General features: G+C 63.7%; 15 protein-coding genes and 1 pseudogene. 6 read left to right on the forward strand and 10 right to left on the reverse strand.

All coding sequences use genetic code 11. The features are described from left to right. Positions 1–7: 7 nt before the first annotated feature. From R3P95_RS21480 to R3P95_RS21495, 4 genes and pseudogenes are all read right to left on the reverse strand, one after another. On the reverse strand, positions 8–823 hold the full coding sequence (locus R3P95_RS21480) for a TY-Chap domain-containing protein (RefSeq protein WP_317549447.1): 816 nt from the start codon (positions 821–823) through the stop codon (positions 8–10). A 77-nt stretch (positions 824–900) separates the two neighbouring features. After that, a pseudogene (locus R3P95_RS21485) lies at positions 901–2,040 on the reverse strand (sulfite reductase subunit alpha); the annotation flags it as partial. Positions 2,041–2,150: 110 nt separating this feature from the next. Next, positions 2,151–3,635 carry a DUF2079 domain-containing protein gene (locus R3P95_RS21490; protein ID WP_317549448.1) on the reverse strand — a complete coding sequence of 495 codons (1,485 nt, stop codon included), beginning with the start codon at positions 3,633–3,635 and terminating at the stop codon, positions 2,151–2,153. A 50-nt stretch (positions 3,636–3,685) separates the two neighbouring features. After that, positions 3,686–4,666: a GTP pyrophosphokinase gene (locus R3P95_RS21495; RefSeq protein WP_149407769.1), complete on the reverse strand. Its 981-nt coding sequence runs from the start codon at positions 4,664–4,666 to the stop codon at positions 3,686–3,688. A gap of 91 nt (positions 4,667–4,757) precedes the next feature. Between R3P95_RS21495 and R3P95_RS21500 the strand changes: the two genes are divergently transcribed. Next, positions 4,758–5,732 (forward strand): sigma-70 family RNA polymerase sigma factor, encoded by a 975-nt coding sequence (locus R3P95_RS21500; RefSeq protein ID WP_317549449.1) that lies wholly within the window; start codon positions 4,758–4,760, stop codon positions 5,730–5,732. A 14-nt stretch (positions 5,733–5,746) separates the two neighbouring features. Here the strand turns inward: R3P95_RS21500 and R3P95_RS21505 are convergent, their stop codons facing one another. After that, a complete protein-coding gene (locus tag R3P95_RS21505; RefSeq protein ID WP_317549450.1) occupies positions 5,747–6,154 on the reverse strand; it encodes a VOC family protein in 408 nt (135 codons plus the stop codon). Positions 6,155–6,331: 177 nt separating this feature from the next. Continuing rightward, complete coding sequence (locus tag R3P95_RS21510) at positions 6,332–6,601, reverse strand: hypothetical protein (RefSeq protein ID WP_094640019.1); 270 nt, start codon at positions 6,599–6,601, stop codon at positions 6,332–6,334. A 269-nt stretch (positions 6,602–6,870) separates the two neighbouring features. Here R3P95_RS21510 and R3P95_RS21515 point away from each other — a divergent pair, with 269 nt between their 5' ends. Then, positions 6,871–8,052 carry an NAD(P)/FAD-dependent oxidoreductase gene (locus tag R3P95_RS21515; RefSeq protein ID WP_317549451.1) on the forward strand — a complete coding sequence of 394 codons (1,182 nt, stop codon included), beginning with the start codon at positions 6,871–6,873 and terminating at the stop codon, positions 8,050–8,052. 61 nt (positions 8,053–8,113) lie between these two features. Beyond that, positions 8,114–9,223 (forward strand): hypothetical protein, encoded by a 1,110-nt coding sequence (locus R3P95_RS21520; RefSeq protein ID WP_317549452.1) that lies wholly within the window; start codon positions 8,114–8,116, stop codon positions 9,221–9,223. A 34-nt stretch (positions 9,224–9,257) separates the two neighbouring features. On the opposite strand, the gene R3P95_RS21525 is transcribed toward R3P95_RS21520, so the two are convergent. Genes R3P95_RS21525 through R3P95_RS21540 form a run of 4 tightly spaced genes read right to left on the reverse strand, consistent with a single transcriptional unit; the run spans position 9,258 to position 14,243 of the window. Continuing rightward, positions 9,258–10,700 (reverse strand): GntP family permease, encoded by a 1,443-nt coding sequence (locus R3P95_RS21525; RefSeq protein WP_037191035.1) that lies wholly within the window; start codon positions 10,698–10,700, stop codon positions 9,258–9,260. Then, entirely contained in the window at positions 10,697–11,335 is a 639-nt protein-coding gene (locus R3P95_RS21530) for a bifunctional 4-hydroxy-2-oxoglutarate aldolase/2-dehydro-3-deoxy-phosphogluconate aldolase (RefSeq protein ID WP_317549453.1), read from the reverse strand. Before R3P95_RS21530 ends, R3P95_RS21525 begins: the two co-directional genes overlap by 4 nt. Then, positions 11,332–12,945 carry an N-acyl-D-amino-acid deacylase family protein gene (locus R3P95_RS21535; RefSeq protein WP_317549454.1) on the reverse strand — a complete coding sequence of 538 codons (1,614 nt, stop codon included), beginning with the start codon at positions 12,943–12,945 and terminating at the stop codon, positions 11,332–11,334. Before R3P95_RS21535 ends, R3P95_RS21530 begins: the two co-directional genes overlap by 4 nt. A gap of 14 nt (positions 12,946–12,959) precedes the next feature. Then, positions 12,960–14,243, reverse strand: a complete 1,284-nt coding sequence (locus R3P95_RS21540; RefSeq protein WP_317549455.1) for a type III PLP-dependent enzyme domain-containing protein — start codon at positions 14,241–14,243, stop codon at positions 12,960–12,962. 129 nt (positions 14,244–14,372) lie between these two features. Here R3P95_RS21540 and R3P95_RS21545 point away from each other — a divergent pair, with 129 nt between their 5' ends. The 3 genes from R3P95_RS21545 to R3P95_RS21555 are packed head-to-tail and all read left to right on the forward strand — an operon-like array spanning position 14,373 to position 16,587. After that, a complete protein-coding gene (locus R3P95_RS21545; protein ID WP_317549456.1) occupies positions 14,373–15,395 on the forward strand; it encodes a sugar kinase in 1,023 nt (340 codons plus the stop codon). Then, positions 15,392–16,189, forward strand: a complete 798-nt coding sequence (locus R3P95_RS21550) for an IclR family transcriptional regulator (protein ID WP_317549457.1) — start codon at positions 15,392–15,394, stop codon at positions 16,187–16,189. The genes R3P95_RS21545 and R3P95_RS21550 overlap by 4 nt, the downstream gene beginning before the upstream one ends. Then, complete coding sequence (locus R3P95_RS21555; protein WP_317549458.1) at positions 16,186–16,587, forward strand: RidA family protein; 402 nt, start codon at positions 16,186–16,188, stop codon at positions 16,585–16,587. The genes R3P95_RS21550 and R3P95_RS21555 overlap by 4 nt, the downstream gene beginning before the upstream one ends. The last annotated feature ends 378 nt before the right edge of the window (positions 16,588–16,965 follow it).

The following is a 16,965-nucleotide window of genomic DNA, read 5'->3' on the forward strand; positions in this document are numbered from 1 at the left end:
TTCGTCGTCACCGGCACGCGTGTCGGTCTGCCCTCGTCACCGCGTCCATGCTGTGTGCGACCAGGAGCCAGGTGCGGGCGAGGTTTTTCCAGACCGCGACCGAGTTCGTCCCACTCGCGTCGTCGGGGCGAGCGCGAACAGCGGCCGATCGATGCAGCGACAGTGCCCGCGCTGTCAACGCGTCGATATCGCCGTCGGCGCACACCGATCGAACGGTGTGCGCGTCGACGCGCCGACCGATCAACTGGCACAGCGTCTGAAGTGACCTCAGCTCGTCAGGAACGTCGTCGGATGTCTCCGAGGGACTCTCGGTCGCTGCGCCGGTCGTGCGACCGACGGACCCGCGTTGCAGGTCGACCGGCCCCGATGATGCTCCGTCGGCCGCCACGCTCCATACGCTCAGGAACGACGGATGTGGGACGTTCCAGATCTCGCGGAACGCGCGCGTGATCATCTCCGCGACGAGCGCCGCATCGGCTCGGGTGTCGGTTCGCGTGAGATCGATGATCGACCCGTCTGCGACCGGCTTGCCTCGATCCAGCCAACCGCAGTCGAGGAGCTGCACATCCATGGCCGTTGTGTCCGGGGCATCCGGGTACAGCAGTGACGGCAGCGCTGCCACCGACACCAGCACGCCGCTGTCCGTCGCCGCCACGTCGATGTACGGGCGCAACCCACGCTCGCCGGGGCTCGCCTGAGCGGCGGACACCGTGATGTAGTCGCGCCGCGGCAAGGTCCGAAGACGCGCATGCAGGTTTTCGGTGAACGTGGCCCACGCGAGCGCGGTGGTGGAGTCGAAATGGCCGTTCTGCAGTGCGGTCACGGTGCGAACCCTCTTCTCGGACGAGAACTGATGCCTGTACCCGAGACCGTAGCGAGGGGGTCCGACAAGAAACCGCGTCAGTACACGTCGCGCAGGTAGCGCTTCGATTGCTTGAGCTCGTTGACATAGTCCTCGGCGGCGTCGGGGGAGCGGCCACCGTGTTCGGCGACGATCTCGTGCAGTGCCTCGTCGACGCCCTTGGCCATGCGAGCCGCATCGCCACAGACGTAGAGCTGCGCGCCGGCTTCGAGCCACCCGTAGAGCTGCTTTCCCGCCTCACGCATCCGGTGTTGGACGTAGATCTTCTGAGTCTGGTCGCGAGAGAAGGCCAGATCGAGTCGCGTCAGCAGACCGCTGCGCTCGAAATCGGTGAGTTCGTCCTCGTAGAGGAAGTCGCTCGCTCGATGCTGATCGCCGAAGAACAGCCAGTTCTCGCCTGCAGCGCCGCGGGCGCGACGTTCGTGCAGGAACGCGCGGAACGGTGCCACTCCGGTTCCCGGCCCGATCATGATGATCGGGGTGTCGTCGGACGGGAGGCGGAAGGACTTGTTGGCGGACAGGAACACTCCCGCCTGATGCCCGTCCCCGATGCGATCGGCCAGATACGTCGAGCAGACGCCGCCGCGATCGCGCTCGGCCGACCGGTATCGAACCGTGGACACGGTCAGATGGACGGTGCCCTCGTGCGCGATCGGCGACGAGGAAATCGAGTAGACCCGGTGCTGCAGAGGACGCAGCAAACCGAGGAATTCGGCCGGATCGAACGTCCCCGACGGGTCGAGATCGAGAACGTCCACGACATCGCGACCCCAGGTCCAGGCGTCGAACGATGCGCGGTCGCCGTTCTGCAGAACGTGATCGAGCTCGGCGTCACCGGCCCGTTCGGCGACGGCCTCGATCAGATCCATGGACGGGATGCCGATTTCGTACTCCGTCGTCAGCGCCTGTGCGAGGGTGATCTCGCCGGATTTCGTGTGGACGGCCGTGTCGGCCGGCACTCCGAGGCGGTCGACGACGGCAGAGACCAGTGCTGCGTCGTTGACGGGTTTGACGCCGAAACCGTCGCCGGCCTCGTAGGCGATGCCGCTCTCGCCCAGCGCTATCTCGAAGTGTCGAACTTCTTTTGCGGATGTCGGACCGGACAGGCGATTGTTGCTCAGAACCTGCGCGCGGTAGGGATTCTTCCGATTCCACGGTGAGCGCTTCGATGCGGTCTTGGTGGCGCCGAGATCGCCGATTCGAGCGTCGATGTCCTGTACCTGCCTTGCAATTGTCGTCACGATGCGTCGAGCGAAAGGTCGACTGTTCGAAGACTAATCGTGCGCAGTCACTCGCGGTGCAGGACCTCTATTCCGTCGACGGAGAAGACGACGTCGTATCCGCTCGCCAGCGCCCGGCTGATCGCCTGACTATCACCGGTCTCGTCCGTCGGCCAACCCGCCGGCCGTTCGCGGTTCACGACGATCCAATCCGGGACGGTCGAATCGGTCGTGCGCTGCGGAAAGACCGACACGTCGTGGTCGGCGACGAGTTGGGCCACCAGATTGTTCGACGCCGCAACTCGATCATCGGCAGGAATCCACTCGGAAATTTCTCGGACGGTCTCGGCTTGCGGATCGATCGTCCATTCCTGGGCATGCACCACGCGTGACATGGGCAGGAACGGCAATGCGACGACCGCGAACGCGGCTACGAACGCGACGATGTAGTGCCGGCCGCGTTCGCTGAGCTGACCGCGCCGGTGGCTGCGCGCGAACGCGTCGAGCAGGGCGACGAACACGATGACCATGAGGATCGCGTTGTAGTGATAGATCGGCTTCCAGAAGTTCGTGTTGTCACTGAGAAAACGCCATGCCACCGTCGGGACCGCGATCAGCAGTAGCGGAGAGCGCAGAGCGAAGAAGCCGGTGACCGCGAGCAGCAGAAACGCCGTGGCCGCCCGCGAATCGCCGGCAACCAGACCGTGCGCTGTATCGGCGATGCCTTCGCCCAGAGGAGGCAGTTTCGAGCCCTGGTCGTACGAGTTGTCGGAGCTCAGGGCCGGGACGATCACCTTGACCGCGAGCACCATCCAGGTCAGTCCCCAGACGGCCGTCAGCGCACCCAGGATGCGGGTTCGTCCTGTCGTCCACAGCGCCACCAAAGCCCCGATGACGATCACTGTCAGACCCATGTCCTCTTTCACGAAGACCAGCGGCAGTGCCCAGGCCAAGGCCGGCAGCCAGCGCTGCCGAACCAGCGCGACCATCGACATGGCCAGCAGCGGCATCGCGAAGGCCACCTCGTGAAAATCGAAGTTCAGCGCAGCCTGGACTCCCCAGGACAGTCCGAACGCCGCGGCGATCACGATGCCGACGATCGTGCCGAACTTCTGTACCGCCAGTCGGCTGATCGGAATCACGGCGAGTGCGAACAAGACCGCTTGCGCGATCAGCAACGTCTCCGCGTGCGGGAACAGCCGATAGACAGGCCCCAACAACGCGGTGATGGGCGAGAAGTGATCGCCGAGCGTGTTGTAGCCGGTACCGAGCAGATCGGACGTCGGCGCGCGGAACTGCGAGTACGACGCGATCTGCTGAACGAATATGCCCAGGTCGAATCCGGAGGTGCGGAGCTGGCGATGGCCGAGGACGGACATCACCGCGTACAGGGTCGCCAGCACGGCGAACGAGACGGCAGGCACCAGCGTCTCGGCGGAGCGGAGTCGTGCGCGCCGGTCCGTGGTCGCGGTTCTGTCGGTGGCTGTTCTGTCGGTCGCGGTGTCGACACTGTCGGCATCGGTGACGACCGTGGAGTTCTCGGTAGTGGTCACGAGAAGGCATGTCTACCGGACCGACGTGAGATGTTCCTGAGAACCGCCGGTCAGCGCTTGCGTTTCTTCGCAGGCTTGCGTCGGGGCGGCTGCGAGGTGAGGTGATAGTAGAGCGCATCCTCGGAGTCCTCGACCACCACATCGATGAAGTCGCCCACTTCGAGGTAGTCGTTGACGGCAATTCTGTCGGTCGAGCCGATGACTGCTTTCACCGATCGGGCGGGAACGAGGCCTCTACGGCCGTCCGGTCCGACGGCAAGTGCATAGCGTGGGCCGGTGCGGGTGACCCTGGCGCTGATGAAGTCCGGATCTTTCGGAATCGGGTCGGCCGCGAGCACGCCGCCGTCCTTGGACGCGGCCGTCAACGAATCGAGCTGCGCGGCCAGATCGTCGGCCATCGCATCCACCTGATCGAGCAGGTGGGCCATGTGCGCGGCGTAGTCGGTGTGCTTCTTGGTCGGCTTGAGTGCCTCACCGGGCTTGTACATGTCCTCGTGTGTCAGCTCGCCCCAGGCGTCCTGCAGGCGCGTCTTGACCTGGACTTCCACCTTCACGTCGAGATCGCCCTGGTGAGTGGCGACTCGAACGACCAGCACGGCGTGATACGCGCGGTAGCCGCTCGGCTTGGGAAAGGCGACGTAGTCGGTGGGTGGTTGCGCGAACCGTACGGAGCATTCCGGGTCGTTGCACGCACGCTCGAGCGCGGCAACGAACGTCAGCTGATCGCGCGGGGTCTTGCACAGCACCTTGACGCCGACGAGATCGGGCAACGCCTCGGCGACGGCATCGGCGTCGGTCGGTTCGGTGATGCGGCCCTCGGAGAGGTAGCGGCGCAATTTGTCGGCCGATCTGCCCGGGTCCTTGATGCGTGCCATCTGCGCGTTCAATCGGTCTCGATCGACGTCCTCGAGAATCTCGTCGGCGATGGTCTCGAGGAAATTCTGCGCGGTGACGAGAGCGGCTTCCCACGCTCGACGACGCTGCAGGTACAGCTCTTCGACCAAGTCGTCGATATTCGTTGCCGATGTCACGATGCCGAGGTTAACGCAGAAGTGTCGCCGATCCTTTCGGCGGCGCGCATTCGAGCTGTGGTGCGATGGTGTCCGGTTTACGCTCTACCGCATGACCGTGGCCTCGGAACAGAAGGACGACTTCGTCGAGCAGTTCGATCCCTTTCGCCGTGAGTTGCTCGCACACTGCTATCGCATGACCGGGTCGATCCACGATGCCGAGGACCTGTTGCAGGAGACGTACATTCGCGCGTGGCGGGGGTACGCCAAGTACGAGGGCCGATCGTCCCTGCGCACATGGCTGTACCGAATCGCAACCAATACCTGCCTCACCGCTCTCGACGGTCGGGCGAAGCGTCCTTTGCCGACGGGTTTGGGCGCACCGAGTTCAGGTCCCACCGACGAACTGGTACAGAACAACGAGGTTCCGTGGCTCGAGCCGATCGCCGATTGCGACCTGGCGGATGCGAGCGATCCCGCCTCGATCGTGGTGGCGAAAGAATCCGTACGGCTCGCCTTCGTCGCCTCGCTGCAACATCTGTCGTCGCGGCAACGCGCGGTGCTGCTGATGCGCGAAGTGTTGCAGTGGAAAGCGTCGGAGGTTGCCGAAGCTCTCGCCACGACGACGACCGCAGTCAACAGCCTCCTGCAGCGAGCACGGGAGCGTCTCGACGAGATCGCGCCCGAGCTCGACAACGTCGAGCCCATCGAATCCGCGGAACTACAGAAACTTCTCACCCAGTACGTGGAGTGTTTCGAGAGCTACGACATCGATCGACTGGTCACGCTGTTCACCTCGGACGCAGTATGGGAAATGCCGCCGTTCGTCGGGTGGTACCAGGGTGGCGAGACGATCGGATCTCTCATCCGGAACAACTGCCCCGCAAACGGAGCAGGCGACATGCGGATGGTGGCCACCTCGGCCAACGGTCAACCTGCGTACGGGCTGTACATGCTGGCAGAGGACGGTGTGCACCGGGCCTTCCAGCTGCATGTTCTCGATGTCGATGCCAGAGGGGTCGGGCACGTGGCCTGCTTCTTCGATCTGACTCTGTTCGATCGATTCGGTTTGTCCGACCGCCTCTAGGGCGACAAGGTAGGTCAGCCCTGCGGCACGGCCGACGGATCCATCCACATCACTTCCCACACGTGGTTGTCGAGATCTCGGAACGCCCGGCCGTACATGAACCCGTGGTCCTGGGGTTCCATCCATTTCGATCCACCCGCGGCGATCGCCGCGTCGGTGAGCGAATCGACCTCCTCGCGACTGTCGGCAGAGACGCACATCAGCACCTCCCGGGCCGAGCCCGTGTCGCAGATCGAGTCCGAGATGAAGTCCTCGAATCGAGAGCTGGACAGGAACATCACGGTTGCTTGATCGCTGACGACCATCGAGGCACAGTTCTCGTCGCTGAACATATCGTTGAACTCGAATCCGAGACCCTCGAAGAATGCGCGGGTGGCGACGACGTCGCGGACGGGCATGTTGGCGAACAACAAACGGGACATGGGTACGCACCTTTTCCGGAGGAACTTGCTGCTTCGGACCGTCGAACAACGGTCTTGCTCGTACTGACAGCGATCGATCCGAAAAGTCATCGGGTTGTGGATGTGCCGACACGACGCGACCCCGCCGAGCGGGTGCTCGACGGGGTCGCGGACTGCGAAGCTGAAGGGGGCGTGTAGTTATCGCGTGATCTGCGCGAGGCGTGACAGCATGCGCGTGAAGACGTGGCCGTCGTTGCCGAGGTCTGCGTAGGGGTCGGCTGCCTGGTCCGACTCGGTGGCGCCGGACGTTGCCGCAGCAAGCGTGCGCGCCAGGCGGGTACGACGCTCGATGGCGTCGAGGATGGTGCCGTCGAGCATTGAAACTTCGTCGAAGAGCTGGTCGACGTCAGCTGTCGCGATGTCGGCACTGTCGGTGCCAATTGCGAGCGAATCGATCTGAACAGTCACATCGTCTCCTTTTGTTCGCGTCCTGAGGTGTGAGTCGTTCGGTCGGCCGGAACCGTTACAGCTCGACCCGTGTAAAAACGATGTTTCGTCGCCCAGACCAAGATGCCCACTGGACGGGCCTGGGCCAACCTCTTCGGGGTGTGATGCTGCATACAGTCCGGTCGGTTCCCCCCACCTGCGGGTTCTCGGGGGGAAAGGCTCGAAGGATTCTTCTCGCGTTGTTCGGGTACCTACGGAAGCGAACGACGGCAACTTTCGAGGAGTGAACGATGCGTTACGACTACCTGATCATCGGCGGGGGAATGGTTGCGGACAGCGCTGCTCGCGGGATCCGCGAGCAGGACGCGTCAGGCTCCATCGGCGTACTCGGCGCAGACCCCGACGCGCCGTACACCCGCCCGGCGCTGTCGAAGAAGCTGTGGACCGATCCGGATTTCGGCCGCGATCAGGTCTCGCTGGACACGGCCTCCGACACCGGTGCGGAGGTGCACACCGGAACTCGAGTCGCCTCGGTGGACCGCTCGAACTCGTCGGTCACCACCGAATCCGGAGAACGCCACGAGTACGGCAAACTCCTCCTGGCAACGGGTGCAACGCCGACCCGGATCGAACTGTCTCCCAGCCCCCGCGTGGTGTACTTCCGCACTTTCGCCGACTACCGAGCGCTGCGCGAGCTCACGAAGACCGCCGATCACATCGCTGTGGTCGGGGGCGGATACATCGGCACCGAAATTGCAGCTGCGTTGTCTCTTCAGGATGTGAAGGTCACACTGGTCACCTCGGATGCCGTACTCGGAGGACACATGTTTCCGCCGACCCTGGCTGCCGGCTTCGACAAGGGTTTCTCCGGCCACGGCGTCACTGTGCGCCGGGGAACGAAGGTCGTGTCAGGGGCCGAGGCGTCGGCGCGCGTGCAACTTCAACTCGACGACGGTTCGACCGTGGAGGCGGACGGAGTCGTGTTCGGACTCGGTGTGCGACCCGAAACAGAGCTGGCCGAATCTGCGGGGCTGGCAGTCGACGACGGAGTGATCGTCGACGAGTTCCTCCGGACCGAGGACGAACACGTCTACGCCGCAGGTGATGTGGCGAACTACCCCGACGCCGTTCTCGGTCGCCGACGCATCGAGCATGTCGACAACGCGACCGAAATGGGCAAGGCCGCAGGACGCAATATGGCCGGTGCCGCAGATCCCTACACGTACACCCCGTACTTCTATTCCGACGTGTACGACGACGGATATCAGGCGATCGGCACGGTGTCCACGACGCTGAATGTCATCGAGGACTGGAAGACGGTCGGCAAGGAAGGCGTCGTGTACTACCTCGACGACGATGCCGTCGTCCAGGGCGTCCTGATGTGGAACGTCTGGGAGGGGCTCGACGTGGCGCGCACGTTGCTGGCCGAGAAGAAGCCGCAGACCGAGCAATCGTCGAGCGGACTGATCTGAACTTCTGGAACACTCGAAAGTGAGCGGACCAGCGTCGGTTGGACGTGACCTAGGAGAGATGATGTCCGAGTTCGATGGCAGTGGGTCGGCCGAGCAGCGTGCCCGATTCGACGACGAGGTTCACAGCCGCTGCGCCCGCTGCCGGTTGCCCGGACATTCCGAACCGCTGTCCGACGCGGCGGCGGTCGCCATCGCGGCCGGGCGCGTGGACGAGGCCACCCGAGCTGTGCTCATCAATCGATGGCATGCCGGACGCTTGCTGCCGTCGATCGGGGGATTCGGCGCGCTCCGTAACTTGGTGGACGAACGCGATCGGTGGCTCGCCAAAGACACGACGAGCAAGCCCGGATCGGCTCTGGTGTACAAACTTCGAGCTGCCGAGTTGAGCAAACGCGTCAATCACCACCGCACCACCGTGGTGATGTCCAATCGGCACTACGCCACCGGAGTACGCGCGGCGCGAAAAGAGCGCCGAGAAGGTGTTCACCTCGATCTGGACCAACGGGATGCGATCTTCGATGCGTTGACGAGGACGCCTGCGCCGGAGAAGTTCGGCCCCATCGCCGAGCGAGGCCTGTCTCTGGTGGACGCGGCCACGGATCGGGTCAGCACGCTGGCGCGCAAAACCCTGGTGGCCGACAGGGTCGAGTGGGCAACAGGACTGGTAGATCAGTTCGTCGATCGAAAAGACGACCGCTTCGTCGATCGCTACGACACTCTGTTGTTCCTCGCCGGCACTTCGTTCGATCGGGTGCGGCGGTCGCCGGCATGGCAGTCGACGTATTTCGAGATCCAACGCAACCAGTTGGACCTGTTCGTCGAACTCACCGAAATCGCGGTCGATGCCGCGTCGCTGCGCACGGTAGCGACCGAGCTGAATCGGATCGGTGAGACTATGGTCGACGAGGAGACCGCAGCGCAGGTCGAATCCCGGCGTGGCGCACTGGAAGTGGTGTGGAAACAGCTGACCGGACGGGTCGCTGCGCTGGTTCGACTCGCGAATGTGGTCGAGTCCTCGGAGACCGAGGCCCGCACGTCCGACGCGATGGCCCGAGCGCACAGCTTGGACGATCGGATCGATGACCTCGTCGGGCGGTCGGGGAGCCGGGAAATGTCTGCCGAGAACACACATTTCGTCGGTGATCAAGTGCGGACGCAGTGGCGCGACTGAGTGCCGCCGAGGGCACACAGTCGCGCCACTGGCTCTAGGCGATGATTGCGAACAGGATTCCCGCGACGGCGAAGCTGACCACGGACAGAATCGTCTCGAGGACCGTCCACGTTTGCAGCGTCTGCTTGACGGTCAGGTTGAAGAATTTCGCGATGATCCAGAAGCCGCCGTCGTTGACGTGGCTGGCGATGATCGAGCCCGCCGCGATGGACATGGCGATCAGCGCGACGGCCGGAGCCGAGTAGTCCTGGGCTGCCACCAGGGGCCCGACTATGCCGCCGGTCGTCACGATGGCCACGGTTGCCGAGCCCTGGGCGACCCTGAGCGCACAGCTGATGATGTATGCCAACACGATGATGGGAAGACCTGCGGCCGCCATGGTGTCGGCCAGGGCTGTGCCGATTCCCGTGGCGGAGATGACCTTTCCGAAGAACGCGCCTGCACCGACCACCAGCAACAGCATGCCCACCGGACGCAGCGACTCACCGGTCAGCTTGCTGAGTTCCTGGACCGTGGATCCGCGTCGAATGCCCAGAACGTAGAACGCGATCAGAACTGCGATGAGCAGCGCGACGGCCGGGGTACCGAAGAAGGTGAGCACTTCGAGCAGGTTGCCGGGATCGAGCAGAATGCTGCCGAACGTGGCGCCGAGGATCAGGACCAGCGGAACGGCGATGATCGCTCCGATCGTGCCCACCGACGGTGGCGTCGTGACGACCGGGCGCTTGGTCGCGACCGTGCCTGCTCCTCCACCCTCGGTGGTGCTCGCATCGTTTCCGTCGTTGATGAAGTCCTCGGGGACGTCGACGATGATGCGTTTGCCGATCCAGTTGCCCCACACCAGGCCGGCGGCGATGAATCCTGGTATTCCGCAGATGAATCCGAACAGGATGAGCCACCCCAGGTTCACCTCGAGCAGACCACCGAGGGCGACCGGTCCCGGGTGCGGTGGCAAGAAGGCGTGCGTCATGGACAACCCTGCCAGCATCGGCAGCGCATAGAGCACCAACGACTTTCCGCCTTGGCGCGCCGCCACGTACACCAGCGGTGCCAATACGAAGATGCCGATGTCGAAGAACACCGGAATGCCGAAGATCAAGCCCAGCAGTCCCATTGCGATGGGTGCTCCGCGTTCCCCGAAGACGCCCAGTAGCTTGGCGGTCAGTGCCTGCGCGCCACCGGACTTTTCGAGAATCGCGCCGAGGACCGTGCCCAGTCCGATGATCACTGCGATGTGCCCGAGGATGCCCCCGAACCCGGTTTCGAGAAGCGACTCGTTGCTCTTGATGGCGGTGCCGACTATCTCGTTGACGGGCAAGCCGGCAGCCAGAGCCAAGCCGAGGCCGACGATGAGAAGTGCGATGAACGGTTCGAGCTTGACCTTGATGATGACGATGAGCAGTACCGCAATTGCGATGCCGCACAATACGAGTAGGCCTGGCGTTGAGGTTCGCAGCCAGTCGACGACAGAATTCATGACGAGCCTTCCTTGATGTCTGCACTGACAGCCGCCACGAACGCCTGCGCTCGCACGGTGATGTCGTCCCACTGGCCGGCCGCAACCGACGCCGGTGGAACCACATCGGTGCCTGCGGTCACTGCGACGGCACCGGATGCCAGGAACTGAGCGGCATTTCCTGCGTTGACCCCGCCGGACGGAACGAGTTTCGCGTCGGGGAAGGGGCCGAGCAGATCCTTGAAATACGCGGGCCCGACGGTGCGAGCCGGAAATATCTTCACGGCATCCGCTCCGAGATCGAGGGCAGTCATCACCTCCGACGGGCTGAGCGCGCCCATCATCAGCGGGATCCCGGCGTCGGTCACGATCGTGGCAACGTCGGGCCGCAGCCCGGGGGTCACCACGAAGCATGCTCCCGCGTCGATCGCCGACCGTGCCTGATCGGCGGTCAGGACGGTGCCGGCACCGACGACCGCACCCGCGTTCGATGCCGCGCGGAGCAGTGCCAGGACGCCGGGCGTGGTGAAGGTCAATTCTAGGGCCCGAATCCCGCCGCGCGAGAGCGCATTCGCCAACGCAGCAGGATCGGAGATGTGCGGCGCACGGACCACCGACAGTGCGCGGTCCTCCAGAATGGTGGTCAGTGCATTCACGATGTCTGCTTTCCGGTGGGATTCATCCGCAGGGCACGGCCTGCCAGAGAGTGCGTGGGACGGCGATCGTCGATAGCGAAGGCACCGTTGACCATCACGTGGCTGATGCCGTCGGCCTGTTGCTTCGGATTCTCGAACGTGGCGGTATCGCGCACGGTTGCCGGGTCGAACAGGACGAGGTCGGCTGCGTGCCCTTCTGCGATCGTGCCGCGGGCGCGCAGGCGGAGGCGCGCAGCGGGACGACCGGTCAGGTGGTTAATGCAGTCCTCGAGCGAGAGCAACTGCTCGTCCCGAACGTAGTGACCCAGGTAGCGGGGGAACGTTCCCCAGGCGCGGGGGTGGGGCTTCTCGCCGACAAGGATCGCGTCGCTGCCGCCCATATGACGTGGATGCGCCATGATCTCGCGCACGTTCTCCTCGTGTCCGACATGCTGGAGGATCGTGGTGGCCAGCGCATCTCGGCGAAGGAAGTCGAAGAACACGTCCACCGGTGACCGACCCGCCTCGGCCGCGATCTCGGACATCGTGCGACCGACATAGCGATCGAGCTCCGGATTCGCCACACCGCTGAGCTGGATGGTTTCCCACTCGACGGTCACGCCATGGCAGCCGTCGGACCCGTCGACGTCGACATCCTGTGCGATGCGTCGACGCATCTCCGGATCGTCGAGGCGTTCGAGCGCGCGATCCGGGCCACCGGACATCGCCCAACTCGGTAGCAGCGCAGACAAAGTGGTGGCTCCGGGCAGATACGGATACGTGTCGAGGGTGACGTCGCATCCGTCCGCGATCGCAGAATCGACGCGGTCCAAGAACTCTCGTGCCCGGCCCCGATTGACGCCGAAGTTCATCGTCGCGTGAGTCAGATGCAGCGCACATCCCGTCTCCCTGGAGAGATCGAGCATCTCCTGGTACGCGTCGAGTGCGCCCGCGCCGTACGACCGAGTGTGCGGCGCGTAGAACCCACCGAAGTCGGCGACGACCTCGCACAGCGCGCGTAATTCGTTTGTGTCCGCGTACATTCCGGGCGTGTACGTCAAACCGCTCGACATTCCGACGGCACCCTCGTGCAAGCCCTGCGTCAACAACTCCTGCATGTGGGCGATCTCGGACGGCGTCGCCGGTCGCTGATCAGGGCCCACCGCGAGGTACCGCAGTGTTCCCTGGGGAACGAGATAGGCAGCGTTCGGGGTGATCCCGTCGTCGAGGCGAGCGAGGTACTCGGAAACCGAGCGCCACGAGAAGTCGAGGTCGACGGGATTGCCGTTCCATCCGGCGATCTGACGCCGCACCACATCGAGCGTCGCGTCGTCGATCGGAGCGTAGGCGATGCCGTCCTGGCCGATGACCTCGGTGGTGACGCCCTGACTGATCTTCGGGAAGTGGTCGGGATCGGTCAGTAGACGCAGATCGGAATGGGCGTGCATGTCGATGAACCCGGGGGACAGGACCTGCCCCGGTGTCGCATCGACGATTCTGTCGGCACCGAGAACGGTGCCGGGTTCGGCGATCGAGGCGATGATTCCGTCGCGTACGAGAACGTCACGACGCAGTCGCGGAGACCCGGTGCCGTCGATGACGTCGGCACCTCGAAAGAGGATATCGGACATGGGGTTTCGACTCTCTAGAAGAATGTGTGCACGAGATCGACGACGCGAGGATCGTCGCTGTCGGCATCGTCGACGACGGGAATGAGACGCCACTTGTCGAAAGCGGTGCACGGGTGAGACAGGCCCAAGCGCACCACCGATCCCACCGGCAGTGCCCCGCTGTCCTCGGCCGGTAGGCGAAGGAACGCATGCTGATCGTTCAGCGCTGTGATGTCGGCACCGGAGTCGAGAGTCTCGGTTCCCCGAACCGATTGGGGGACAGGCAGTCCTTCGTCGAACGGGAAGTCCCGCTTTCCTGCATCGAGCAGTGCGAGACCGGGTTCCGGCCTGGAGACCGTCCGAGCCCATCCGTGCATCGCCGACATCAGCGGCGCGTCGGTGCGGGCGGGAGTGAGTGGTGAGATCTGTGAGTAGAAGCCGTCGTCATGCACCACGTAGGCACCCGAGCGCAGCACTACGTCGGTAGGTACTCCCTCTTCGTTGGTGAGAGAGTGCAACCGCTCGACCACGAGGTCCTGGTAGGCGCTGCCGCCGGCGGTCACGATCGCGTGCTCGCCGTACAACCCCTCGGCATCGAGCGCGCGATGGAGGGCGGCCACGTTGTCCAGATAGGTCCGAACCGCCGCGAGGCCGCTGTCGGTCCGGTCGTGGCTCAGTGCGCCCTCGTAGCCGCCGACCCCGGCCAGAGTCAGCCGCGGCGACGACGCGATCGCACGTGCCACCGAGATCGCTTCTTCTGTGGTCCGCGCGCCGGTTCGGCCGTGCGGGCCACCGAGTTCGACGACGACCGCGACCGGCCGTTCTCCTTGCGTCGAGAGGATGCGGTCCATCTCGTGCACCGTTGCGACGCTGTCGGCCCAGCAGTAGAACTCGAATGTCGGGTGCGAATCCAGCTCGGCCGCAATCCACGTCAACGCAACAGGGTCGATCTCGGCATTGGCAAGAACGATGCGTTCGACCCCGAATGCGCGTGCTGCCTGAACTTGCCATCCGGTTGCGAGGGTGATGGCCCAGCTTCCTGCGTCGAGCTGCTGCTTCCACAGTTGCGGGGCCATCGACGTCTTCCCGTGGGGTGCGAGCAGCACTCCCGCGCGCGCAGTCCACTCGGCCATGACCGAGATGTTCGACGCGATGCGTGCCCGGTCGAGAGTGAGGACGGGCGTCGTGAACTCGGAGAGCCGCGGCGACGTGGCGAGAAAGCTCTCGATGGTGTGCCCCCATGACCTGGGTGGCAATGCCTTGTACTCGGGTCCGAGCACTCGTCGGCTGAGTGCCTCGACGGCATCGGTGTCGATCACGATCGTCTCCTCGGTCTCGGAAAACCCGCAAGTGCGTTGCGTATTTTGCAACGCTGGTTGCGCAATGTGTTTATGCTTTGTAGTCTGCAACGAAAGTCAGCGTTCCCGCAAGAGTTCGAGGAGATCGACGTGAAAGCACCACGAGCGGTGTGTGTGGGCGAAGGCCTCGTCGTTCTGGTTGCCGAGCCGGGCCCATTGGAGAAATCGAACACGTTCCACCGCACAGCCGGGGGCGCAGAAGCCAACGTGGCCAGGGTGTTCGGTCAATTGGGCGTCGATGCGTCGTGGATCTCTCGAGTGGGAGATGACGGATTCGGCCGGTATCTGGTCGGTCAATTGATCGCGGCAGGTGTCGACACCTCCGGTGTGACGCTCGACCACGAGCGACCCACTGGCATGTACGTGAAGCAACGCGGATCCGGTTCCGGCGACCGGCACGACCTCGCATGCCGAGACAGTGCGATGACATACTTCCGTGCCGGCTCGGCTGCGAGTGCTCTGTCCCCCAAAGACATCGACGGGAATGCAGCGGACCTTGTCGCGCGTGCCGACCTGATCCACTTCACCGGAATCACCGTGGCCATCTCCGATACCGCCGCCGACCTGACGAGATACTTGATGGATCTGCCCACTCTCGTCAGCTTCGATCTGAACTATCGGCCGGCGCTGTGGAAATCTCGGCCGGACACAGCCACAGATGTTCTCGGTGAACATGTTCGAGGAAGCGATGTGGTGTTCATGGGTGCCGACGAAGCTGCGCTGGTGTTCGGCACATCCGATCCCGCCGAGCTGCGCGAGATGTTTCCGCAACCACACCACCTGGTGATCAAGAACGACGCGCACACCGTGACGGCATTCGAGGGGACCTCTCGGATCGACGTACCGGCGCTGAAGCTCGACGTAGTCGAGAAGATCGGTGCCGGAGACGCGTTCGCGGGCGGATATCTGACCGGATTGCTGTTGGGCAGGAGTTCCGCCGAGCGCGTTCGGTTCGGTCACCTGTGCGCGGCGGGTGCCTTGACCGGCCACGACGACATCGCCTCGGTGCTTCCCCCTGCGGTGCTGTCGAAACTGGCCGAACTGGCCGATGCCGATTGGGCGTGGCTGGACTACGCGGCCACAGCCGCGCGTCACTCGGAGGTGTCGAAATGAGTCAGAGTCTGGCGCGGGCGATGACACTTCTCGGCTTGCTCGGCGACGGACCGCAGTCGCTCGACGAGCTGGCGTCGGTCCTCGAGGTCCACAAGACGACCGTGCTGCGGCTGCTTCGCACGATGGAAGCCGACAGATTCGTCCAGCACGACGCGGATCACCGATATCAGCTCGGATCCAGGCTGTTCGAGCTCGCCAACCGTGCGCTCGAACAGCGGGATGTTCGGAGCATTGCCCGGCCGCACTTGTCCGAACTGAACGCGATCACCGGCCAAACCGTCCACCTCGCCACCTACGAGGCCGGCGTCGTCATCTACATCGACAAGTTCGACGCCCAGCAGAGCGTGCGGATGTATTCGCGAATCGGAAAGCCTGCGCCGCTCCACTGCACAGCTGTGGGGAAGGTCCTCATCTCGGCGCGGCCGGAGGCGGAGCGTGTGCAGATTGCACGCAACATCACCTACACGCCGTTCACCGAAAGAACCATCACGACGGCCGAGCGTTACCTTCGCGAGCTCGACCTCGTGCGCGAGCAGGGGTTCGCCGAAGACCGCGAGGAGCACGAGTCCTTCGTCAACTGCATCGGATGCGCAGTGCGCAACGGAACCGGTGATGTGGTGGCAGCGGTATCGATGTCCGTGCCCGACATGGTGCTCGATCATCAGCAAGTGCTTGCCACGCTCCCCGAAGTGCAGCACGCCGCGGCGGCGATCTCCGCAGGATTGGGATGGCACCCGCAAGAAGCCCAGGACCACAGAACACAGAACCAGAGCTCGAAGGAAGGAACACAATGAGTGAGAAGATCGAAATCCGCACCACAGGTGCGCCCGCACCTGCCCACACATTTTCCCAGGGAGTCCGGAAGGGGCCGTTCGTTCAGGTCTCGGGGCAGGGGCCGGTCGATCCGGCCACCAGTGAATACCTGTATCCAGGCGATGTAGCCGCGCAGACGACCCGCACACTCGAGAACGTCAAAGCGATCGTCGAGGCCAGCGGTGGGACATTCGACGACGTCGTCATGCTCAGGGTGTATCTGACCAAGCGTGAGGACTTCTCGACCATGAACGACGCCTACGGCCAGTTCGTGTCGGCACATACGTCGGGGGACGTTCTACCGAGCCGCACCACAGTGTTCACAGGACTGCCCAGGGAAGAGATGTTGGTCGAAATCGATGCCGTAGCGATCGTCTGATCAAGGCATGCGGCAGATGTTCACACGAAAATTACATCTGACCAGGCGATTTGCGTAAGCGTTGGTCTTCGCGTAACTTTTGTCGAGTCAGAGCGACACGGACACCAACCCGGTCTTCACGGACTGGGACAACGAGGTTGTACGGAGTATGCACTGAACAACCCAGGCAAGGCTCGAAAGTGATGAGTCATGTCTGGGGTTCGAGCGTGTAAGCCCCGAAAATACCGTGCAAACGGTAGTGACGGTGTGTGCGTGTTCTTTGAGAACTCAACAGTGTGTCGATGAATGTCAGTGCCGAAATTATTTTGTTTTGGTGAAAGCATTCGATGTATCAATCATCCGCTTGTGGTGGTTGTTGTCGGGTGTTGTTTGAAATGC

The sequence above is a fragment of the Rhodococcus cercidiphylli genome (assembly GCF_033042225.1).
GTDB lineage: Bacteria > Actinomycetota > Actinomycetes > Mycobacteriales > Mycobacteriaceae > Rhodococcoides.